The organism is Clostridium beijerinckii HUN142, from assembly GCF_000621745.1.
GTDB classification, from domain to species: domain Bacteria; phylum Bacillota; class Clostridia; order Clostridiales; family Clostridiaceae; genus Clostridium; species Clostridium beijerinckii_A.
On record NZ_JHXK01000036.1, the window covers coordinates 1 to 18,400 of the forward strand.

The window sequence follows — 18,400 nt, forward strand, 5'->3', positions numbered from 1 at the left end:
ACTCCTTTAATTGCTATGCCATGCGGCACTACAATCTTATGCGGTATTAATCTTCCTTTCGAAAGGCTATTCCCCTCTATGAGGCAGGTTACCCACGTGTTACTCACCCGTCCGCCGCTAATCCGTTCCCGAAGGAACTTCATCGCTCGACTTGCATGTGTTAAGCACGCCGCCAGCGTTCGTCCTGAGCCAGGATCAAACTCTCAATTAAAAGTTTAATCTTAGCTTACTCAAATAAAAATTGCTGGTTTACTTAAATGTATTTATGTTATTCTGTTCAATTTTCAAAGACCAATTTTTCTCACAACATATTGTTGCGTTTTATTTTTTCTCGTCACCCTCAAGCGACTTTTTAAGTTTATCACCTAATTTAAATATTGTCAATAACTTTTTTATTTATCAAATTTTCTTAAATTTGTTAGCTTATTTTAAGTTATCTATGTCTCTTAACGACGTTTTTTATATTATCATATAATTCACTAATATTTATGTAACATATATCCATTATTTTGATTTATATTTATGCTAATTAAAATATCTATATAATGCTTAACATATCTCATTATGACACGCCTGGTACGTATTACCATGATATTTTGCATATACTAATACTTATAGAAAAAAATAAGGCTATAATCTATATTAAATAGTTATGCCTTATTTATAAATTTATAAATTTATAAATTTTTCTAAGTTTAATATTATTCTTCTATATTATTTACTTCAGAATCAATTTCATCACTTGACTCATTTTCTTGATCATCATTGCTTAATATTTTAGCTATTGCAACAACCTTCTCATCTTCATTAGTTCTCATTAATGTTACACCCATTGCAGATCTACTTGTTACAGAAATATCTGCTACATTAATTCTAATAGCTACTCCACTAGAATTTATAAGCATTAATTCATCATCTACCTTACAAATTGTAGCTCCAGCAAGCTTCCCAGTCTTCTCACTAATTTTATAAGTTATTAGCCCTACTCCGCCCCTATTTTGAAGCTTATATTCAGTAATAGGCGTTCTCTTTCCGTATCCATTTTCACTTATTACTAATAACTCTTCTCCATCAACAGCAATATCCATACACACTGCTACATCATCTTCTTTTAAATTAATAGCTTTAACACCTGATGCAGTTCTTCCCATAGATCTAACATCTCTTTCATTAAATTTAACAGCGTAACCATTTTGAGTTACAACCATAATGTTAGCATCGCCATAAGTATTCTTTACTTTTAATAATTCATCACCATCTTTTAAGCTTATTGCAATTAAACCGTTCTTTCTTAAATTTTTAAACTCGCTTAACGGAGTCTTCTTTACTATTCCTTGCTTAGTTCCCATAAACAAAAATCCTTCTCTTTTCTCATCTGTTACAGTAAGTACTGTTTGAATTTTTTCATCAGGTTCTATTGCTATAAGATTTATTAAGTTCGTACCTTTTGCTTGTCTTCCAGCATCAGGAACTTCATAAGCTCTTAATTTATACACTCTTCCTTTATTGGTAAAGAATAATACATCAGAATGTGTTGATGTTATCATCAAGTGTTCAACAAAATCATCTTCTTTAGTTGACATTGCTTGAATTCCTTTTCCACCTCTTCTTTGTGAAGAATAAGTGTCAGCTGAAATTCTTTTTATATATCCGGAATGTGTTAATGTTATAACAACATCTTCTTCTTGAATCAAATCCTCTATATCTATTTCATTTACTATTTTTTCAATTTTACTTTTTCTCTCATCTGAGTATCTATTCTTTATTTCTATTAGTTCCTGTTTAATAACATCTAACAGCTTTTCTTCGCTAGCTAAAATAGATTTTAAATATTCTATTTGTTTCATTAGTTCGTTATACTCTTCCTCGATTTTACCTCTTTCTAATCCAGTTAATCTTCTTAATCTCATCTCTAATATAGCTTGAGATTGCTTCTCAGAAAACTCAAATCTTTCCATTAGGGTATTTTTTGCAATCTCAGTAGTATTAGAATTTCTTATTATACTTATTACTTCATCTATGTTATCTAATGCTATTTTTAAACCTTCTAAGATATGCGCTCTGGCCTCTGCCTTGTTTAAATCAAATACAGTTCTTCTTGTTATAACTTCTTTTTGAAATTCTACATAATTTTCTAGTATTTGCTTTAAATTTAAAACCTTCGGCTCATTATTGACTAATGCCAACATAATAATGCCAAATGTATCTTGAAGCTTTGTATGCTTGTATAATAAATTCAATACTATACTTGGGTTAGCATCTCTTTTAAGCTCAATTACAATTCTCATACCATCTCTGTCTGATTCGTCTCTCAAATCAGAAATTCCAGTAATCTTTTTATCTTTTACTAGATCAGCAATATTTTCTACAAGTTTTGCCTTGTTTACTTGATATGGTATCTCAGTAACAATTATTGAATGCCTTCCATTCTCTTCTTCTATATCAGTGTTAGCTCTTACTATTATCTTTCCCTTACCAGTTTCATATGCAGCCCTAATTCCTGCTTTACCCATAATGGTAGCCCCTGTAGGAAAATCTGGTCCTGTAATCTTGGTCATAAGTTCCAAAACTGTACTCTCAGGATTATCTATAAGCATAACAGTCCCATCAATTATTTCAGCCAAATTGTGTGGTGGAATATTAGTTGCCATACCAACTGCAATTCCTGACGAACCATTTACCAAGAGATTTGGAAATCTTGATGGTAATACTACTGGCTCTTGCTCTTCACCATCAAAGTTAGGCATAAAATTAACTGTGTTCTTATTAATATCTCTTAACATTTCAACTGCTATTTTATTCATTTTTGCTTCTGTATATCTCATAGCAGCTGCACTGTCACCATCAACTGATCCAAAATTTCCATGTCCATCAACTAGCATATATCTCATTGAAAAATCTTGAGCCATTCTAACTAATGCATCATAAACTGAACTATCACCATGTGGATGATATTTACCTAAAACATCTCCAACTATTCTTGCACACTTTCTATATCCCTTTTCAGGAGTTAATCCCAATTCCTGCAACGAATATAATATCCTTCTATGAACAGGCTTTAATCCGTCTCTTACATCTGGCAATGCACGACCAACTATAACACTCATTGCATAATCTATATAGCATTTTTTCATTTCATTTTTAATATCTACAGGTATAACTTTTCCTTCATTAAAATCCATGTACTTCACCTCGTATTTCAGTACTAAATATCTAAATTAACAACATTTCTAGCATTTTGTTGTATAAATTCTTTTCTTGGTTCAACTTTTTCACCCATCAGTATTGTAAAAATTTCATCGGCTGCCATAGCATCATCTATGTTTACTTTTAATAAAATTCTCTTTTCCGGATCCATAGTTGTATCCCATAATTGAGACGCATTCATTTCTCCAAGACCCTTATATCTTTGAATATCAGTAGAATTATCTTTTCCACCTAACTCTGATAAAACACTTTCTAATTCATTATCACTATATGCATAATAATCTTTTTTACTCTTACTAACTTTATATAATGGTGGTTGTGCTATGTATACATGCCCATCATCTATTAAATTCCTCATATATCTGTAAAAAAATGTTAGCAATAGTGTTCTAATATGAGCACCATCAACATCGGCATCTGTCATAATTATAATTCTATTATATCTAATCTTTTCAACATCAAAATCATTCCCTATGCCTGCTCCAAATGCAGTAATCATTGATCTAATAGTATCTGCATTTAATATTCTATCTAGTCTTTGTTTTTCAACATTTAATATTTTACCTCTTAAAGGTAAAATAGCTTGGAATTTTCTATTTCTTCCTTGCTTTGCAGATCCACCTGCCGAATCTCCTTCGACTATATAAATTTCACATTCCCTCGGGTCCTTAGATGAACAATCTGCTAATTTCCCGGGCAATGTAGATCTTTCCAAGACTGATTTTCGTGTTAATTCTCTTGCTTTTCTAGCTGCATCTCTAGCTCTAGCAGCCATTAGCGCTTTATCAACAATCATTTTACCTATGTTAGGATTTTCTTCAAGAAACATTCCTATATTCTCGCCAACAATAGAATCTACAATTCCTCTTACTTCACTATTTCCCAACTTAGTCTTTGTTTGCCCCTCAAACTGAGGTTCCTCAATCTTTATAGATATTACTCCAGTAAGTCCTTCTCTTATGTCATCACCAGTAAAATTCTTGTCATTTTCTTTTATATGTCCAAATTTCTTTGCATAATCATTAAATACTCTGGTTAATGCAGTTTTAAATCCAACTAAATGGGTTCCACCTTCAACTGTATCAATATTATTTGCAAAGGAAAATATATTTTCAGTGTAACCATCATTATATTGAATAGCTACTTCCACCGATATATTATCTTTCACGCCTTCGATATATATTGGTTCTTCATGAAGCGAGACTTTGTTTCTATTTAAATAGCTAACAAATGATTTAATTCCTCCCTCATAATGGAAAACTTCTTCCTTTTCATCTCTTTTATCTACTAACTTTATATATATTCCTTTGTTTAAGAAAGCTAACTCTCTTAGTCTTTGAGATAAAACTTCAAAATCAAATACTATTTCATCAAATATTTCTGTATCTGGCTTAAAATATGTCTGTGTTCCAGTCTGGTCACTATCCCCTATTTTAGAAAGCTCATTGAGAACCTTCCCTTTACTATACTTCTGTTCCCATATATGTCCATCCCTTTTAACTGTGACAGTACATTCTTCTGAAAGAGCATTAACTACAGATGCACCAACTCCGTGTAATCCACCTGAAACCTTATACCCCCCTCCTCCAAATTTACCACCTGCATGTAATATAGTCATTATAACTTCAACAGTGGATTTTCCCATCTTAGGATGTATTCCAACAGGCATACCTCTACCATCATCATTTACTGTAATCGAATTATCCTCGTTAATGTATACTTCTATTTTACTACAATAGCCTGCTAATGCCTCATCAATGCTGTTATCTACAACCTCATATACTAAATGATGAAGACCTCTCGAACTAGTACTTCCAATATACATTCCTGGCCTTTTTCTTACTGCTTCTAATCCCTCAAGAACTTGTATCTGATTTTCATCATATTTTCTATTGTTTTGTTCCAAATCAGACTCCTCCTAAACTTAATAAATATTATTAAAATTTTTAATTTTATGGAACTAAGAACTATACTCTATATCTGTTCTTTTTGTTAATGTAGTTGATGATATTGGTGATAAATATATTTTACTTTTATTATCTACTTCTGCTATTATAAACGATTTTGGTTTTTCATCTGTTATTCTTTCTACAAATCCGTCTTCTTCTGCTAGCCTTAAAAATTGTATTGTATCAGAGCTATACATCGTGTTTTGAAGATCAAATATCCCAATAATGTCTTTAATAGGAACTACTACATTTTCACCTAAATGCAAAAACATTATATATTCCTCCCTTGATTTAAAATTTGTCCGTTTGATACGTTAAATATCTTGACTTTATCATCTAAATAATCCGTTAAATCATCAATTCCAGCACATGTTATTATAGTTTGCATATCCTTTATCGATCTTAATATATATCTTTTCCTATTGAGATCAAGTTCTGATAGAACATCATCTAACAATAATACTGGATATTCGCCTGTAATCTCTCTAATTATTTTTAAAGATGCAAATTTCATAGTTAAAATAGATGTTCTTTGCTGTCCCTGGGATCCGAAAATCTTAGTATCAATATTATTTATAAATACGCTAAAGTCATCTCTGTGCGGTCCTATAGAAGTCAATCCCTTTTCTCTATCTCTGGTAATATTATCCTTCAACTTTCTTAAATAATTATCTTTAAAGTTTTTATTTTCTAAATTAACAGTACAATTGTACTTAAACTTTATCACTTCTTTTCCAGATGTTATTTCCTTATGGATTACATCACCGTAAAAATTTATCTTATCTATATATTCTAACCGCTTTGAAATAATATAATCAGCATATTTGCTCAATTGTATATCATATACCTCTAAAATTTCTTCGCTAAATGACCTATTCTTTAATAAAATGTTTCTTTCGCTTAAAACCTTATTGTACTGTACTAAATTAAAGTAATAATTAGGATTTACCTGAGATAATTCCATATCTAATAGTCTTCTTCTTAAACTTGGTGATTCTTTTATAACTTTTAAATCTTCCGGAGAAAACATCACTACATTAAAAATTCCAAATAGTTCACCTATTTTAGTCACTTTTATATTATTTACTTTTATAGCCTTCTTACCATCTCTGAGTATATTTATATCAATCTTTTTATCTAACCTATTTTTTCCTATAAGCAAGCTTATGTAAGCTGTGCTATTTTCCCAATTTATCAATTCTTTATCTTTTGATGATCTGTGAGATTTTGCAAAAGCACAATAATATACTGATTCTAAAATATTTGTTTTACCTTGAGCATTATCCCCCACAAACACATTAACACTTTCAGTTAATTCTACATTTAACTTTTTATAATTCCTATAATTAAGCAAACTTATATTTTTAACATACATAAAAATACACCTATAATGATTATATCATAAATAATCAAATAACTATCTCTATATTATTTCAAAATCTGAACCATTGAAATTCACTCTATCTCCAACTTTTAATTTCTTACCTCTTTGAGTGCAAACTTCTCCATTAACTTTTACCATTCCATCTTGTACATAAATCTTAGCTTCTGAACCTGAGCTAGCAATTGAAGCCCACTTTAAAAAAGCATCTAATTTTATAGTTTCAGTATCAATTTTTATTTTATTCATTTTTATTTTATAAATATTAAAATAATATTTATCCTCCTATCTCATTAATCTAACTGGTAAAACCAAGTATTTAGCATTTTGATTGTTGTTTTCTTCAATAACACATGGACTTATACCAGATGTCATTTTCATAACAACTTCATTGTCTTCCATATTCTTCAAAACATCTAGCAAATATTTTGAGTTAAATGCAATTTCTATTTCATCTCCTTGCAATTTTATAGAAATTTCTTCCCGTACCTTTCCCAATTGAGAATTAGAGGTTATTATTAAATTGTCCTGACGCAAATCTAGTCTTATTAAATTAGTATTTCCATCCTTAGCCATCAGAGATGCTCTTTCTATAGCATTTTGTAGTTCTTGTCTATTAACATTTACAAATAGTTTATGTTCTTGTGGTAATAACGATTTATAATTTATAAACTTACCTTCCAATAATCTAGATATTATTTTAGTTCTTTTTAAATTAAATAATATATGGTTATTAGTAAATGTTATATCTACAATTTCATCTATATCCTCTAATATTTTTGACACTTCATTTAATGTTTTTCCCGGAATTACAACTTCTATATTGATATCTGTATCTAAAAATTCATTCTTTATAGCTAGTCTATATCCATCTAGAGCAACTAAATTTAAATTTTTATTTTTCACTTCAAATAATATTCCCTGAAGAATTGGCCTTGTTTCATCTTGAGCAATAGCAAAAGACGTACCTTTTATCATATTCTTTAGTATATTTTGATTTACTGATATTTTTAAACTCTCATTAATTTCAGGTAAATCTGGAAATTCATGTGTGTTCATATAAACTACATCAAATATGGATTTTTCACAAGTTATTTTTATTAACTGGTTTTCCATAGTTTCTATCTTTATAGTTGAATTAGGTAATTTTCTTATTATTTCTCCAAACATTTTAGCATCAATAACTATATTTCCTTCTTCCATAACAGTTGCATCTACTAATGTTTGAATACTAACGTCCATATCTGAACCTATAAGAGTTAATGTTGAGTTATTTGCGTTTATATAAATGCCTTCTAATATGGGCATTGTTGATTTACCTGTTATAGCTTTTTGAACTATTGATATACCTTCTAATATTTTTTGTTTTTCACATGTAAAGATCATTAAGAATCCTCCTTATTTTATTCACAATAATTAAAGATGACAATTAGTAGTTAGATAAATATTTTTATAGTAATAATAGTAGTAGGGGCTGTTGATTTGTTGATAACTATCCTAATCGCTGTAATATCAACAAAATTTAATTCAAAAATATTGTGGATAAATCAGTAACAAAACAGACTGGTTATCCACAAGTGTAAACATAATATAACTAAAAAAATATTATCCACAATTTATTATGTACTTATTAGACAGTCCTGTGGATTAGTTCTGAGTTAATTTTTTTGTAATGTCGTTAACAGTATTTTGTAATGAATCATCAGTTTTGAGATTTTCAGATATTTTCTCATAAGCATGTATTACTGTGGTATGGTCTCTTCCTCCAAATTCCTCTCCAATCTTAGGTAAAGACATATCTGTTAGCTTTCTACTTAAATACATTGCTATTTGCCTTGGATAAGCAACATTTCTAGTTCGCCTTTGAGATTTTAAATCTTCAACACGCAAATTAAAGTAACTAGAAACTACATCTTGTATTAAGTCAATAGTCACATGCTTTCCTTGCTTTTTAGATATTATATCTTTTAATGCTTCCGTTGCTAGATCTACTGTAACTTCCCTATTCGTTAATGAAGAGTAGGCAATTATTCTTATCAATGCACCTTCAAGTTCTCTTATATTGGATTTAATCTTAGTAGCAATATATCCCATAACTTCATTTGCTACATTTAGATTTTCAACATCAGCTTTCTTTTTTAGTATAGCCATTCTAGTTTCAAAATCAGGGACCTGAATATCTGCTATTAATCCCCATTCAAATCTAGAGCGAAGTCTATCTTCTAATGTTGGAATTTCCTTTGGTGGCCTATCTGAAGATAATATGATTTGTTTATTTGCGTCATGCAATGCATTAAAGGTATGAAAGAATTCTTCTTGAGTACGCTCTTTTCCGGCTATAAATTGTATATCATCTATAAGTAAGATATCAACATTCCTATATTTATTTCTGAATTCTTCATTCTTATCATCTTTTATAGCATTTATTAATTCATTAGTAAATTTTTCAGATGAGACGTAGACCACTTTAGCATTGGGATTCCCATCTAAGATATAGTGACCTATCGCATGCATTAGGTGAGTCTTTCCAAGTCCAACTCCACCGTATATAAATAACGGATTATATGCTTTGGCTGGGGACTCCGCAACTGCTAAAGATGCAGCATGGGCAAATCTATTACTATTACCGATTACAAAAGAATTAAAAGTATATTTTGGATTTAATGTAGATGACATTTCATCATTAACTACGATAGCTTTTGTTTTCTGATTTGAAGTACTCTTATTTTCTTCTTTGTCATAGCTTTCAGACATTATAATAAATTCAATTGTATATAATTTTGAACAGACTGCTTTTATGGAGTTTGCAACTAAGTCCTTATATCGTTTATCTAAAATATCTTGAGTAAAGGAATTTGGAACGCTTATCTTTAGAGTATTAGAAGAAATAGACAGAGGTTCGCAGCTTTTAATCCAAGTATTAAAACTAACTTCACTTAGCTCACTTTTTATAATATCTAAGGTTTTATCCCATAAATTTTTAAGATCGGCATCCATTCTTATTCCTCCAATAATTGTAATAAAAAAATTTTTATAATATTTATGTACAGTTTATCAACAAGGATGTTAACATTCATATATTATAGCCAAGTATGTATATAAATATATCAACATGTTAATAACTATGTGTATATATTAATTTAATATAAACTTAATAACAGATTATTATTAAATGTTATAAACATGCGATTATCATAGTAAAATCAACTATGAAGCATGTACTAACAATAAAAATAAACAAGTTATGCACAATTTTATCCACACATGTGGATAAGTTTTTATGCTAATAAGTTATTCACAACATAATATTTATGATAACATAAGTAATTGCTCATATTCAATAAGTTATCCACAAAAAAATATATATAAATATATTTATCAACAATTATTACCACCTTGACAGAAAAATAGTATATCTATATAATAATAAAGTAAAATTTAAATAGCGAAGTATAGTTTTTACTATAAATAATAAATTTAAGGGGGTGCATATGTATGTTTATGACTTACCAACCTAAAAAGAGACAAAGAAAAAAAGAACATGGTTTTAGAAAAAGAATGAGCACTCAATCAGGAAGAAACATTCTTAAGAGCAGAAGACAAAAAGGAAGAAAAAAATTAACAGCTTAAGGGCCCATTAGTGGCCTTTTTTCTGCAAATGCAGGGAAAAAAGGAGTATAAAAATATCTATGATTTATAGATTAAAGAAGAATTTTGAATTTACAATTGTATATAGAAGAGGTAAATCATTTGCAAATGAGCTTCTGGTTATGTATATATTAAAGAATAGAAAAAATAAAGATAAAAATCTTATGGCCTATAATAAGATAGGCATTTCTGTAAGTAAAAAAGTTGGAAATAGTGTTGTTAGAAGTAGATCTAAAAGATTAATAACTGAAAGCTTTAGATTAAATTATAATTATATAGTAAATGGATATGATTTTGTTTTTATAGCAAGAAATCCTATTAAAAGTAGAAGTTACTTTGAAGTAGAAAAAGCTATGAAAAATTTAATTAAAAAGGCAGGCTTATATAAGAATGAAGAAATTACTAATACGCCTAATTAAATTTTATAGAAAATATATTTCACCTATAAGGCCTTCATGCTGCAGATTTGTGCCGACTTGTTCACAATATGCATTAGATGCCATAAATAAATATGGAGCTTTTAAAGGTTGTGCATTAGCAGTTTACAGAATATTAAGATGTAATCCTTTTGGTAAGTGTGGGCATGATCCAGTTAGGTGAAATATTAGGAGGTATATATTTTAATGTTTCAATCAATAGTTAATTTTATGAAAGGCATATTTGACTCCCTGCATGATTTTATAGTTAGTATGGGAATATCAGATGTTGGACTATCTTATGTTTTGGCAATATTTATTTTTACATTAATTATAAGAATTTTAATATTACCATTTAACATTAAGGCAGCAAAGTCATCACAAGGAATGCAGAAAATTCAGCCAGAAGTGAAAAAGCTTCAGGCTAAATACAAAGATGATCCACAAAAATTGAATACTGAAACTATGAAACTATATAAGGACAATAATGTTAGCGTGGCTGGCGGATGCCTTCCATCATTATTACCCCTACCTATATTAATGGCTCTTTATTGGGTGTTTATGGGAATACAAGGGATAGAGGGTGCGTCATTTCTATGGATTCATGATTTATTTGCACCAGATAAATATTATATATTACCAGTATTAGCTGCATTGTCAACATATATACCATCTTATTTAATGTCTAAATCAACTCCATCACAACCTGGTGGAATGAATATGGGAAGTATGAACCTAGTTATGGCTGGAATGATGGGTGTTATGTCATTGAATTTCAAATCAATACTTGTACTTTACTGGATAATTGGTAATTTAATTCAAACTATACAAACATATTTCTTAAATTATAGACCAGCAATGAGAGAGATCAATGATAAGAGTCAAAAAGATGCTGTGATAGAATCAGATAAATTTGTTATGTCAGTGGAAGAACCTAAAAATTCAGCAAGTAAAAAAAGAAGAAAGAAATAATTAAAAAGTGATTTTGCTTTGATATTAGAGGTGGTGAATTAACAGATGAAATCAGTAGAAGTGGAAGGGAAAACTGTTGAAGATGCCTTAAATAAAGCGTTAATTGAATTGGGTGCAGATAAAGATATGGTTGATATTGAAATTTTGTACCATGGTTCAAAAGGCTTATTTAATGTTATAGGAGTTAAACCAGCTAGAATTAAAGTTTCTAGAAAATATAATTATATTGAAGAAGCACGAAACTTTATAGTTCATATACTTAAGTGCATGGAAGTTGAAGCAAGGATTGATATTAAAGAGGAAGATGATGTTATTATAATCAATTTATCAGGGGAAAAAATGGGAGTAATAATTGGTTATAGGGGAGAAACCTTAGATTCTATTCAATATTTAGTTTCACTTATAGTTAATAAGGTACATGAACTTCCTCATAAAAAGGTTATACTAGATACCGAAGATTATAGAAGCAAAAGAGAGGAAACTCTTAAGGGTGTTGCAATTAAAACAGCTAATAGAGTTAAGAAAACAAAAAAAGCATTTAAACTAGAACCAATGAATCCCTATGAGAGAAGGATTATACATTCTGCGCTTCAGGAAGATACCTTTGTTAATACATATAGTGAAGGTGAGGAGCCGTTCAGAAGGGTAGTTGTTGAATTAAAGAAAGATTTAACTTAAAAAGAAAGCCATAGTGGCTTTCTTTTTAAGTTTATAAATAAAATTTATGACTAAAAAAGAGAAGTTTTAGCTAATATAACTTTGACTATTTAAATTTTGTTATGTAAAATTGATAATAGTTAAAAAGGAATTTTAGGTTAAAAAATAATCTTCTTTAAATAAGAGGAGGAAATTAAATGAAAGAATTTGATACTATTTGTGCGATTGCTACCCCTATTGGAGAAGGTGGCGTTGCAATAATAAGGATTTCAGGGGAAAATGCTTTAAAAATTGCTAGCAAGATATTTGTTCCTAGAAATAACTATGATATTGAAAATATGAAAACATACACTATGAAATATGGAAATGTTATGGATTTAGAGAATAAAGATATAATTGATGAAGTTATTTTAAGTTATATGAAGGCTCCAAGGAGCTATACGGGGGAAAATGTTGTAGAAATAAATTGTCATGGAGGAGTTGTATCTACTAACAGTGTATTGGATCAAGTTATTAAAGCCGGTGCAAGACTCGCAGAACCTGGAGAATTTACTAAAAGAGCATTTTTAAATAGAAGAATAGATTTGAGTCAGGCTGAAGCAGTTATGGATATAATAACTGCTAAAACAGAGTTATCAATGAAGGCTGCTATGCTTCAGAGCAAAGGAGCTTTATCTAAAGAAATAAACGAATTAAGAAAGTATTTACTAAACGTTTTAGCTTTGATTGAATATGCGGTTGATTTTACAGAAGATGATGAGGATATCGTTGATGACAACTTAATTCTCCAGATTAAAGAAGGTATAGGTAAGACTAACTCAAGAATTCAAAACTTATTATCCAATGCTGATCAGGGAAAGATTGTAAGGGATGGACTCAATATAGTTATTGTGGGAAAACCAAATGTAGGAAAGTCCTCATTACTTAATGCGTTATTAAGAGAAAATAGAGCTATAGTAACAGATGTTCCAGGGACGACTAGAGATATAATTGAAGAGTACATAAACCTTGACGGAATACCAGTTAAAGTAACTGATACAGCGGGGATAAGAGATACAGAGGATGTAGTAGAAAAAATAGGCGTAGAAAAATCAAAAGAGAAAATTGAAGAAGCAGACTTAATAATACTCATGCTTGATGCATCTAGATATATAGATCAAGAAGACAGTAGAATAATTAATAAAATAAAGGATAGGAAATATATAGTACTACTAAATAAGATGGATTTAGACGATATGAAAATTCAAAAGGAAGTGCTTAGAAGTCTAAATAATATAATAAATATATCAGCTAAAACTGGAGAAGGAATAGATATTTTAAAGGGTGAAGTTAAAAGGTTATTCTTTAATGGAGAGATAAGTTCTGAAAGTTTAATAATTTCTAATGCACGGCATAAGCAAGCATTATATAAGTCATTGGAAAATTGTAAAATAGCTTTAGAAAAAATTAATGCTAATGAATATCTTGATTTAATATCAATTTATATAACAGCAGCTATGAAAGCTTTAGGAGAAATAACAGGCGATGAGCTAGAAGAAGATTTATTAAACAAAATTTTTAGTGAATTTTGTGTAGGAAAGTAGGTAAAAGTAATGGCAGTAAATTATGATGGTGGTCAATTTGATATAATTGTTGTTGGTGCAGGTCATGCGGGATGTGAAGCTGCATTAGCATCAGCAAGATTAGGGCTTAATACATTAGTATGTACAATAAATTTAGATTCAATAGCATTGATGCCTTGTAATCCTAATATAGGTGGTACTGCAAAAGGCCATTTGGTTAGAGAAATTGATGCACTTGGTGGAGAAATGGGAATTAATATCGATAATACATTTATTCAGTCAAGAATGTTGAATACTTCAAAAGGACCAGCTGTTCACTCGTTGAGAGCTCAAGCAGATAAAAAGAGCTATCAATTTAGAATGAAGAGAGTTTTAGAGGAACAAGAGAATCTTAAAATAAGACAAATTGAAGTAACCGAACTTAATGTTGAAAATGGAAAAGTAACAGGTGTAGTTACTAAAAATGGAGCAATCTTTAAATGTAAGGCGGTAATACTTGCAACTGGTACATATTTGAAAGGAAAAATTATAATTGGTGAAGTATCATATAGTGGTGGTCCTAATGGTTTATTTCCAGCAGATGATTTATCGCAATCATTATTGGATTTAGGAGTTTCTTTGAGGAGATTCAAAACTGGCACTCCAGCTAGGATAAATAGACGATCTGTGGATTTTTCTAAGATGATAGAACAAAATGGCGATGATAGTATAGTACCCTTTTCATTTATGAGTGAAAATATCCAAAAGGAACAAGTATCTTGCTATTTAACTTATACAAATGATGAAACACGTAAAATAATTAGAGATAACATAGAAAGATCTCCAATTTACAATGGAAGTATAAAAGGTGTTGGTCCTAGATATTGTCCATCTATAGAAGACAAAATAATGAGATTTCCAGATAAACCACAGCACCAGATATTTATTGAGCCTGAGGGTCTTGACACACTGGAAATGTATGTAGGTGGATTTTCATCATCATTGCCTGAAGAGGTGCAAATTAAAATGCTTAAGACCCTACCAGGGCTTGAAGATGTTGAAATGATGAGAACTGCATATGCAATTGAGTATGATTCAATTGATCCAACTCAATTAAAGCCAACATTAGAGTTTAAGGATATTGAAGGATTATATGGTGCAGGTCAACTTAATGGAAGTTCAGGATATGAAGAGGCTGGAGCGCAAGGACTAATTGCGGGTATAAATGCAGCATTAAAAATTAAAAAACAAGATCCATTAATATTAACTAGATCTGATGCTTATATAGGAGTTCTTATAGATGATTTAGTTACGAAAGGTACTAATGAACCTTATAGGATGATGACTTCTAGAGCAGAATATAGATTATTATTGAGGCAGGATAATGCAGATTTTAGATTAACAGATATAGGACATAGCGTTGGATTAGTTACAGAGGAAAGATATAGTAAGTTTTTAAAGAGAAAACAAAATATTGAAAATGAATTAGAACGACTAAAGAATTTGAAGGTAACCAATAAAAAGGAAATAAATGAATTTTTAATATCGTTAAATTCAGCTGAATTAAGAAAACCAATTACTTTCTATGAACTACTACAAAGGCCTGAGTTAGACTATTTCGATCTGAAGCAACTAGATCCGGATAGACCTGAATTGCCTTATGACGTTGGAGAGCAAATTAATATATTAACAAAATATGAAGGATATATTCAAAGTCAGCTTGAGCAAGTCGCTCAATTTAAGAAATTTGAGAAGAAATTGTTACCGAAGGACATCGATTATAGTGATATTAAAGGGCTAAGGACTGAAGCAATACAAAAGCTAAGTAACATTAAACCAATAAGTATGGGGCAAGCAACACGTATTTCTGGAGTATCTCCAGCAGATATTTCGGTAATACTTATTTATCTTGAACATCATTATAATAAATAATTTTAATTATTAGTGGAGGAATTATGGATTTTTATGATTTAATGTCTAGATCAGCAGAGGATGTTGGTTTACAATTATCAAAAGAACAGTATGAAAAATTTATTGATTATATGAAGCTTCTTCAAGAATGGAATGAAAAGATTAATTTGACAGCTATAGTTGATGATGAAGGAATAATCAAAAAGCACTTTATTGATTCAATAAAAGCATTTAAACGAGATGAATTTAAAAGTGCTAGCAATTTAATAGATGTTGGTACAGGAGCAGGTTTTCCAGGTTTACCGATTGCAATAATGAGAGCTGATTTGAATGTTACACTATTAGATTCATTGAATAAAAGAGTGAATTTTTTAAATACTGTTATCAATAGGATTGGAACATCTAATGTAGCAACAATACATTCTAGAGCAGAAGATGGAGCAAAAGATATTAATCTAAGGGAAAAGTTTGATATTGCGACATCTAGAGCCGTTGCAAATATGAGTGTGCTATCTGAATTATGCTTGCCATATGTAAAAGTTGGAGGAAACTTTATTGCATTAAAAGGTCCATCGGTTGATCAAGAAATCGTAGAGAGTACAAATGCTGTAAAGATTCTCGGAGGAGAATTGTTAGAAATTTGTGAGATTAGTATTGAAGATACGGAATTAAAACATAATTTAGTTGTTGTAAAAAAGATAGCTAAATGCCCTAAGGCATATCCAAGAAAAGCAGGATTAATAAGTAAGAATCCAATTAAATAAAGAAAGTATATAAAACAATCGAAATTTGATTATTTAAGTAGATATATGATAAAATATTAAGGTAGTAACAAGATAGATAAAATAGGATATTAAGGTAAAATATGTATATAGTATTTTAATAAGGGATGGGTTGGGAACATGAATAATGAAATAGTAAAGATAAGCATAAATAAAGTCATTCCAAATATTTATCAACCTCGTAAATATTTTAATGAAGAGGCTATAGAAGAATTATCACAATCAATTAGGGAACATGGAATAATTCAACCGATTACTGTAAGAAAACGTGGTGAGGTTTTTGAATTAGTAGCAGGTGAGAGAAGACTTAGAGCAGCTAAGTTAGCTGATCTAGAGATGATTCCCTGCAATATTATAGATATAACAGATTCTGAATCTGCTCAGATAGCTTTACTCGAAAATCTTCAGAGAGAGGATTTAAATTACATAGAAGAAGCAGAAGCGTACTATAATTTAATAAGTGATCATAATTTTACACAAGATGAATTAGCAAGAAAGATGGGGAAGAAGCAATCAACAATTGCTAATAAATTAAGGTTGCTAAAGTTAAGTAGCGAAGTCAGAGAATTATGTTTAAAGAATAAGTTAACTGAAAGACATGCAAGAGCATTGCTAACAGTTCCTACTGAAGAATTGCAGTTGAAGATTGTTCAAAAGGTAATAAAAGATGGATTAAATGTTAAAAGAACAGAAGAATTGATTAATAAAGAATTACTTAAATTAGCCGGAGAAGAGTTAAAAAATACGAATAAAAAAAATATAAGAGGTGTATTACCTGCTAAACTATACGTTAATACTATAAAACAAGTTTTGCAGAAATTTGATATTCCAGCTGAATATGCATATAAAGATGATGATGATTTTATAGAAGTGGTAGTAAAAATACCAAAAACAAAAAAATAAAAAATAAGATAAATAATTGGAGAGTTAAGGTTTTATTAATTATTACCTTAACTTTAATTATATATTAATGCTATAATTATAAAGATTAGGATATAGGATTATTAATTATATGTCCGTGTATAGATAATTAATAATTAATGAAGAATAGTTCATAATATAAGATAATTTTATTAAGAGTTATTGTTTTTTAGAACATAATTCTTTTATTATAATAGAAAAGTATATATAATATTAATATGGAAAGGGGGGACGCTCTTTTAGGGCTGTACTATGAAAGTAATTTGTATTTTTAATCAAAAAGGTGGCGTTGGAAAAACAACTACTAATATAAATTTATGTGCGTACTTGGCAATGGAAGGTTATAGGGTGTTAACTATAGATATAGATCCTCAAGGAAATACTACAAGTGGATTAGGATTGGATAAAAGTAATTTGGATTTATCTATTTACGATGTGTTAATTTCTGATTCAACTATGAAAGAATCTATATTAAGAAGCGATTTAGTCCAGAATCTTTACATATCACCATCAACGATGGAACTTGCTGGAGCAGAGGTAGAACTTATAAATAGAAGTGATAGAGAAAATATAATGAAAAATAAATTAAAGGAAGTTGAATCAGAATATGACTATGTATTTATAGATTGTCCACCATCTTTAGGAGTATTAACAATAAATGCATTAACATGCGCAGATTCAGTACTAATACCGATACAATGTGAATTCTATGCATTGGAGGGAGTTAGTCAATTGATCAATACTATACAATTAGTAAAAAAGTCGCTTAATAGAAGATTAGAAATTGAAGGTGTAGTAATGACAATGTTTGATTATAGGACAAATCTTAGTAATGAGGTTTTGAAGGAAGTAAAAAAATATTTTAAGGATAAGGTATATCAAACAACAATTTCGAGAAATGTAAGACTCGCAGAGGCACCAAGCTTTGGACTTCCTATAATGCTATATGATGAAAAATGCAAGGGCGCTGAAGCGTATGTAAAGTTAACTAAAGAGTTTTTAGAGAGACAGTAGG

The 18,400-nt window shown here is 29.8% G+C and carries 17 protein-coding genes and 1 rRNA gene; 10 read left to right on the plus strand and 8 right to left on the minus strand.

Features of this window, described 5'->3' with window-relative positions; genetic code table 11:
- From T483_RS0115960 to dnaA, 8 genes are all read right to left on the minus strand, one after another.
- Window positions 1–211, minus strand: a 16S ribosomal RNA gene (locus tag T483_RS0115960); the annotation flags it as partial.
- A gap of 490 nt (window positions 212–701) precedes the next feature.
- Window positions 702–3,182: a DNA gyrase subunit A gene (gene gyrA, locus T483_RS0115965; RefSeq protein ID WP_026887749.1), complete on the minus strand. Its 2,481-nt coding sequence runs from the start codon at window positions 3,180–3,182 to the stop codon at window positions 702–704.
- Window positions 3,183–3,205: 23 nt separating this feature from the next.
- A complete protein-coding gene (gene gyrB, locus T483_RS0115970) occupies window positions 3,206–5,113 on the minus strand; it encodes a DNA topoisomerase (ATP-hydrolyzing) subunit B (RefSeq protein WP_026887750.1) in 1,908 nt (635 codons plus the stop codon).
- A gap of 54 nt (window positions 5,114–5,167) precedes the next feature.
- Window positions 5,168–5,428: an extracellular matrix regulator RemB gene (gene remB, locus T483_RS0115975; protein WP_026887751.1), complete on the minus strand. Its 261-nt coding sequence runs from the start codon at window positions 5,426–5,428 to the stop codon at window positions 5,168–5,170.
- Complete coding sequence (gene recF / locus T483_RS0115980; protein ID WP_026887752.1) at window positions 5,428–6,531, minus strand: DNA replication/repair protein RecF; 1,104 nt, start codon at window positions 6,529–6,531, stop codon at window positions 5,428–5,430. The genes remB and recF overlap by 1 nt, the downstream gene beginning before the upstream one ends.
- 48 nt (window positions 6,532–6,579) lie before the next feature.
- Window positions 6,580–6,786 carry a S4 domain-containing protein YaaA gene (yaaA, locus tag T483_RS0115985; protein ID WP_026887753.1) on the minus strand — a complete coding sequence of 69 codons (207 nt, stop codon included), beginning with the start codon at window positions 6,784–6,786 and terminating at the stop codon, window positions 6,580–6,582.
- 36 nt (window positions 6,787–6,822) lie between these two features.
- Entirely contained in the window at window positions 6,823–7,923 is a 1,101-nt protein-coding gene (gene dnaN / locus T483_RS0115990; RefSeq protein ID WP_026887754.1) for a DNA polymerase III subunit beta, read from the minus strand.
- Between the two features lie 261 nt (window positions 7,924–8,184).
- Window positions 8,185–9,534 carry a chromosomal replication initiator protein DnaA gene (gene dnaA / locus T483_RS0115995; RefSeq protein ID WP_026887755.1) on the minus strand — a complete coding sequence of 450 codons (1,350 nt, stop codon included), beginning with the start codon at window positions 9,532–9,534 and terminating at the stop codon, window positions 8,185–8,187.
- A gap of 498 nt (window positions 9,535–10,032) precedes the next feature.
- Between dnaA and rpmH the strand changes: the two genes are divergently transcribed.
- The 10 genes from rpmH to T483_RS0116045 all read left to right on the plus strand — a co-directional run bounded on the left by rpmH (window position 10,033) and on the right by T483_RS0116045 (window position 18,399).
- Window positions 10,033–10,167: a 50S ribosomal protein L34 gene (gene rpmH, locus T483_RS0116000; RefSeq protein ID WP_008419045.1), complete on the plus strand. Its 135-nt coding sequence runs from the start codon at window positions 10,033–10,035 to the stop codon at window positions 10,165–10,167.
- Window positions 10,168–10,226: 59 nt separating this feature from the next.
- Window positions 10,227–10,604 carry a ribonuclease P protein component gene (gene rnpA, locus T483_RS0116005; RefSeq protein WP_026887756.1) on the plus strand — a complete coding sequence of 126 codons (378 nt, stop codon included), beginning with the start codon at window positions 10,227–10,229 and terminating at the stop codon, window positions 10,602–10,604.
- Window positions 10,576–10,785 (plus strand): membrane protein insertion efficiency factor YidD, encoded by a 210-nt coding sequence (yidD, locus tag T483_RS0116010; RefSeq protein WP_026887757.1) that lies wholly within the window; start codon window positions 10,576–10,578, stop codon window positions 10,783–10,785. The genes rnpA and yidD overlap by 29 nt, the downstream gene beginning before the upstream one ends.
- Before the next feature lie 23 nt (window positions 10,786–10,808).
- Complete coding sequence (locus T483_RS0116015; RefSeq protein ID WP_026887758.1) at window positions 10,809–11,573, plus strand: membrane protein insertase YidC; 765 nt, start codon at window positions 10,809–10,811, stop codon at window positions 11,571–11,573.
- A gap of 45 nt (window positions 11,574–11,618) precedes the next feature.
- Window positions 11,619–12,251 carry an RNA-binding cell elongation regulator Jag/EloR gene (gene jag / locus T483_RS0116020; protein ID WP_026887759.1) on the plus strand — a complete coding sequence of 211 codons (633 nt, stop codon included), beginning with the start codon at window positions 11,619–11,621 and terminating at the stop codon, window positions 12,249–12,251.
- Between the two features lie 176 nt (window positions 12,252–12,427).
- A complete protein-coding gene (gene mnmE / locus T483_RS0116025; protein ID WP_026887760.1) occupies window positions 12,428–13,813 on the plus strand; it encodes a tRNA uridine-5-carboxymethylaminomethyl(34) synthesis GTPase MnmE in 1,386 nt (461 codons plus the stop codon).
- Between the two features lie 9 nt (window positions 13,814–13,822).
- On the plus strand, window positions 13,823–15,703 hold the full coding sequence (mnmG, locus tag T483_RS0116030; protein WP_026887761.1) for a tRNA uridine-5-carboxymethylaminomethyl(34) synthesis enzyme MnmG: 1,881 nt from the start codon (window positions 13,823–13,825) through the stop codon (window positions 15,701–15,703).
- A gap of 23 nt (window positions 15,704–15,726) precedes the next feature.
- Window positions 15,727–16,446: a 16S rRNA (guanine(527)-N(7))-methyltransferase RsmG gene (gene rsmG / locus T483_RS0116035; protein WP_026887762.1), complete on the plus strand. Its 720-nt coding sequence runs from the start codon at window positions 15,727–15,729 to the stop codon at window positions 16,444–16,446.
- Between the two features lie 138 nt (window positions 16,447–16,584).
- The gene (gene noc / locus T483_RS0116040; RefSeq protein WP_026887763.1) at window positions 16,585–17,367 is read left to right on the plus strand and encodes a nucleoid occlusion protein; all 783 of its coding nucleotides are present in this window, start codon (window positions 16,585–16,587) and stop codon (window positions 17,365–17,367) included.
- Window positions 17,368–17,637: 270 nt separating this feature from the next.
- Window positions 17,638–18,399, plus strand: coding sequence for a ParA family protein (locus T483_RS0116045; protein WP_026887764.1), 762 nt, complete (start codon window positions 17,638–17,640; stop codon window positions 18,397–18,399).
- Window position 18,400 lies beyond the last annotated feature (1 nt).